The organism is Halochromatium sp. (assembly GCF_054919635.1).
Genome location: NZ_JBUDPI010000295.1, coordinates 1 through 4,755, shown reverse-complemented (window position 1 = coordinate 4,755; position 4,755 = coordinate 1). Strand labels below are relative to the sequence as shown.

Genomic DNA, 4,755 nt, shown 5'->3' with positions numbered 1-4,755 from the left:
GCGACTCGAAGCGCAGCTTCTCGGCGGCATCGGAGGCGTTGGAGATCAGCTCGCGTAGGAAGATCTCCTTGTTCGAGTACAGCGAGCGGATCACCAGGTCCAGCACCTGGCTCACTTCCGCCTTGAACTCGAGGGTTTCCTTATGGGCATCAACGGTCATGGGTGTCGATCACCTGTGGTTAGGGGTTGAGTGTTGTCATTTGATCAGTCGCGGGCCGGCCGCTCTCGTTACAATCGCGGTGCTCAGGCCTCGCCGGCGCCGCTGTGTTAGAGGCAAACCAACTCAAAATCAAGGGTTATGTCGATGCAAGCATCTGTCATCAGCACTACGCCATTCGATGGCCAGAAGCCAGGGACCTCGGGGCTGCGCAAGAAGGTCAACACCTTCCAGCAGCCGCACTATCTGGAGAATTTCGTCCAGGCCATCTTCGACACCCAGATCAAGCTCCGTGGTGGCACCCTGGTGCTTGGCGGTGACGGGCGCTTCTACAACCGCGAGGCCATTCAGGTCATCCTGCGCATGGCGGCGGCGAACGACGTGTCGCGCGTGCTTGTCGGCAAGGGCGGCATCCTATCGACACCAGCGGCATCTTGCATCATCCGAAAGTACCAGACCCAGGGCGGGATCATCCTCTCGGCGAGTCATAATCCCGGCGGGCCGAGCGAAGACTTCGGCATCAAGTTCAATATCGATGCCGGTGGACCGGCGCCGGAATCGGTGACCAACGCCATCTACGAGCGCACCCAGCGCATCGACCAGTACCAGATCATCGAGGCCGATCCGGTCGATCTGGATCAGATCGGCGAGTGCCGCCTTGGCGAGACGCAGGTCCAGGTCATCGACCCGGTCGCCGACTATGCCGACCTGATGGCAAGCCTGTTCGACTTCGACGCCATCCAAGCATTGTTCAGCTCGGGCAGCTTCAGGATGCGTTTCGACGCCATGCATGCTGTCACAGGCCCTTACGCCATCGAGATCCTGGAGCATCGCCTTGGCGCCGAGCCCGACACTGTGATGAATGGAATACCGCTGGAGGACTTCGGCGGCGATCATCCGGACCCGAACCTCGTCCATGCGCATGAGCTGGTCGAGCTCACAAGCGGCGCAGAGGCCCTCGACTTCGGCGCCGCCTCCGACGGTGACGGCGACCGCAATATGGTGCTCGGACGTGACTTCTTTGTCACCCCCAGCGACAGTCTAGCCGTGCTTGCGGCCAATGCGCAGCTGGCACCCGGCTACAAGCAGGGTATCAGCGGGGTCGCCCGCTCGATGCCGACTAGCCAAGCCGCGGATCGTGTCGCCGAGGCGCTCGGCGTCGCCTGCTTCGAGACCCCGACAGGCTGGAAATTCTTTGGCAACCTGCTCGACGCGGGCAAGATCACCCTCTGCGGTGAGGAGAGCTTCGGCACCGGCTCCGACCATGTGCGCGAGAAGGACGGTCTCTGGGCGGTGCTGTTCTGGCTCAACCTGCTCGCGGTGAAGCGTCAATCGGTCGCCGAGATCGTGCGCGAGCATTGGCGTCGTTTCGGGCGCCACTATTACACCCGCCACGATTACGAGGGCGTCGACAGCACGGCCGCCGATGGCTTGGTCAAGCACCTGTATATCCTGCTGCCGAGCCTGCCCGGTCAACAGCTCGGCGACTTCAAGGTCGCCTTTGCCGATGACTTTGCCTACACCGACCCGATTGATGGTAGCGTCGCCAAGCATCAAGGCATCCGCATCGGCTTCGAGGACGGCTCGCGGATCGTGCTGCGGCTCTCCGGCACCGGCACCCAGGGTGCGACGTTGCGTGTCTACATCGAGCAGTACGAAGCCGACAGCGCGCGCCACGATCGGCCCGTGCAGGAGGCCCTCGCGCCGTTGATCCTGATCGCTCGTGAGCTAGCGCAGATCGAGGCGCGTACTGGCCGCACCGAGCCAGATGTGATCACCTGAGCAACAGGATTCGGCAATGACAGTGGGGTTGCGCTGCACAGCCGTCGGTCTTATCTATCTGACGTCGGAGATGTCCTCGCGACATCCCGCCATGATTAACATCAATCGCGATCATCGCGTGGAGTGAATGCTCATGAACCTGCGTACTGCAACCTTGGCGACGGCCCTGCTTTTCGGTCTCACCCTGATCCTTGGCGCCGGTAGCGCTGTCGCCGGCGACGGTAAGAGCTGTGGTGACAAGAAGAAGGGCGAGAGTGCAGCGGTCGTCATGCCCGCTCAACCACTCGCGTAAGTCTGTCCTGGTGACCCGATCGCCATGCCCCTGACCGCCGGAGGTGATCGGTGTCGCCAGACCAGTGCTCGAATCCGCCTAGCGGGTCGACCATCCCGAGACAGCGCTACTGAGCTCGCAAGGTCACCTTCGAGCGGCGGCATCGCTCACTCAGTCTAGATTGGCCCTGCCTGGGAGACCGGCAGGGCCAATTCTTTTGGTCAAGCCTTCCGCATTGACCTCAGTTTGGGCCGAAAACGATGCCCACGATAGTGGTTTGCAACCGCAAGAGCAGGGGGTGATCGGTAATCCCGATCGCTGTCATCCGAAGAATCCATTTGGATGCGCGCGGTTTTTGCCCCATTCTGTGAGCCGAGCCGGACAACGCCCTGCTCAAATCCTTTATCGACATTGGCTTCAACCCAACCCCGCACGGAGTAACCCTGATGCTGCAAGATCGCACCGGCCAGAAAGTCCCGAACGTCACCTTCCGTACCCGTACCGATCATGACTGGAAGGACGTCACCACCGACGACCTGTTCAAGGGCAAGACCGTGGTCGTGTTCTCGCTGCCTGGCGCCTTCACCCCGACCTGCTCCTCGACCCATGTGCCCCGCTTCAACCAGTTGGCACCGGCACTGAAGGCCGCTGGCGTTGACGACATCATCTGCATGTCGGTCAATGATGGCTTCGTCATGAACGCTTGGAAGGAGGACGAGAACGCCGAGAACCTGACCTTCATCCCGGACGGTAACGGCGAGTTCACCGAGGGCATGGGGCTGCTTGTCGATAAGGACGACCTGGGCTTTGGCAAGCGCTCCTGGCGCTACTCGATGCTGGTCAAGGACGGCACCATTGAGAAGATGTTCATCGAGCCGGAGGAGCCGGGCGACCCCTTCCACGTCTCCGACGCCGACACCATGCTCGATTACATCGCGCCGAATGCCGCCAAGCCGGCCGATATCACCGTCTTCACCCGCCCCGGCTGCCCGTTCTGCGCCAAGGCCAAGGCGATGCTGGTCGATGCCGGCATGCAGTATGAGGAACTGGTGCTGAACAAGGACTACACCGAAGAGACCCTGCGTGCCGTCGCCAATGCGACCAGCGTGCCCCAGGTCTTCATCAATGGCACCAAGATCGGTGGCTCTGACGACCTCGAGAAGTGGATGGCCAACCGCTGAGTCTTGTCTGAACCAGGTTAGTGCCTAGCGTCACGGGCGCTTGGATCGGAACCGACAGCCGCTGGTGCATCTGCCTAGCGGCTGTTTCGTTTGGACACCATTCAGACTAGGAGACCCCTATGGACAATCATTTTGATCTCATCGCCATCGGCGGCGGCAGCGGCGGGCTTGCCATCGCCGAGAAGGCCGCCGCTTACGGCAAGCGCACCGCCATCGTCGAATCCAATCTGATCGGCGGCACCTGCGTCAATGTCGGCTGTGTGCCGAAGAAGCTGATGTGGTATGCCTCCGAGATCGCCCAATCGGTGCGCGACGCGCCCGAGCTGGGCGTTCAGGCCGAGATCTCGGCGATCGACTGGCCGACGCTGGTCAAGGGTCGCGACGGCATGATCGACGGCATCCGCGAGTACTGGAACGGTTATGTCGAGAGGCTCGGCATCACCCTGATCAAGGGCAAGGCCCGCTTCGTCGACAACAAGACCATCGAGGTCGATGGCGAGCGATACAGCGCTGAGCACATCGCGATTGCCACCGGCGGACAACCGATCGTGCCGCCCGTGCCGGGCCATGAGCTCGGCATCACCTCCGATGGCTTCTTCAAGCTCGAGCAGCCGCCGAAGCGGGTCTGCGTGATCGGCGGCGGCTATATCGGCGTCGAGCTGGCCGGCATCCTCAACTCGCTCGGCTCCGAGGTCACCATGGTCGCGCTCGAGCCAAAGGTGCTCGAGACCTTCGACCCGCTGATCAGCGAGACCGTCAAGCACAACCTGGAGCATGAGGGGATCAAGCTCAACCTGCCCTTCGCGGTCGGCTCGCTCGAGCAACGGGATGATGGCATCGCGGTGATCGACCGGGACGGCAACGCGCTGACCGGGTTCGACACCGCGCTCTGGGCGGTTGGTCGGCGCGCCAATACCGCCGCCCTCAACCTCGAGGCAACCGAGATCGAGCACCTGCCTAACGGCGTTATCCCGACCGATGCCTATCAGAACACCAATGTGGCCGGTGTCTATGCGCTTGGCGACATCACCGGCCGTGCGCCGCTGACGCCGGTGGCCATCGCCGCGGGACGTCGGCTCGCCGACCGGCTGTTCAATGACCAGCCCGAGCGGCATCTCGACTACGAGAACATCCCCACCGTGGTCTTTGCCCATCCGCCAGCTGGCGCGGTTGGCATGACCGAGGCACAGGCGCGCGAGACCGGCGAGAAGGTCACTATCTATCAGACCACCTTCACGCCGATGAAATATGCGCTCAACAAGCGCGAGCCACGCACCGCGATGAAGCTGGTCTGTGTCGGCGACAACGAGCGCGTGGCCGGCATCCATATGGTCGGCGACGGGGTCGATGAGATGCTGCAAGGC

General features: G+C 62.3%; 4 protein-coding genes. All 4 read left to right on the top strand.

Features of this window, described 5'->3' with window-relative positions; translation table 11 throughout:
- Window positions 1-304: 304 nt before the first annotated feature.
- Entirely contained in the window at window positions 305-1,939 is a 1,635-nt protein-coding gene (locus ACY693_RS15170; RefSeq protein WP_462322650.1) for an alpha-D-glucose phosphate-specific phosphoglucomutase, read from the top strand.
- Between the two features lie 133 nt (window positions 1,940-2,072).
- A complete protein-coding gene (locus ACY693_RS15165; RefSeq protein ID WP_462322649.1) occupies window positions 2,073-2,231 on the top strand; it encodes a hypothetical protein in 159 nt (52 codons plus the stop codon).
- Window positions 2,232-2,653: 422 nt separating this feature from the next.
- A complete protein-coding gene (locus ACY693_RS15160) occupies window positions 2,654-3,391 on the top strand; it encodes a glutathione peroxidase (protein WP_462322651.1) in 738 nt (245 codons plus the stop codon).
- Window positions 3,392-3,510: 119 nt separating this feature from the next.
- Window positions 3,511-4,755: glutathione-disulfide reductase (gorA, locus tag ACY693_RS15155; protein ID WP_462322648.1), on the top strand; the 1,245-nt coding region annotated here is incomplete at its 3' end.

Excerpts from the sequence above, each read along its gene's own strand:
- ACY693_RS15170 (WP_462322650.1), top strand. The coding sequence starts at position 305 with ATGCAAGCATCTGTCATCAGCACTACGCCATTCGATGGCCAGAAGCCA.
- ACY693_RS15165 (WP_462322649.1), top strand. The coding sequence starts at position 2,073 with ATGAACCTGCGTACTGCAACCTTGGCGACGGCCCTGCTTTTCGGTCTC.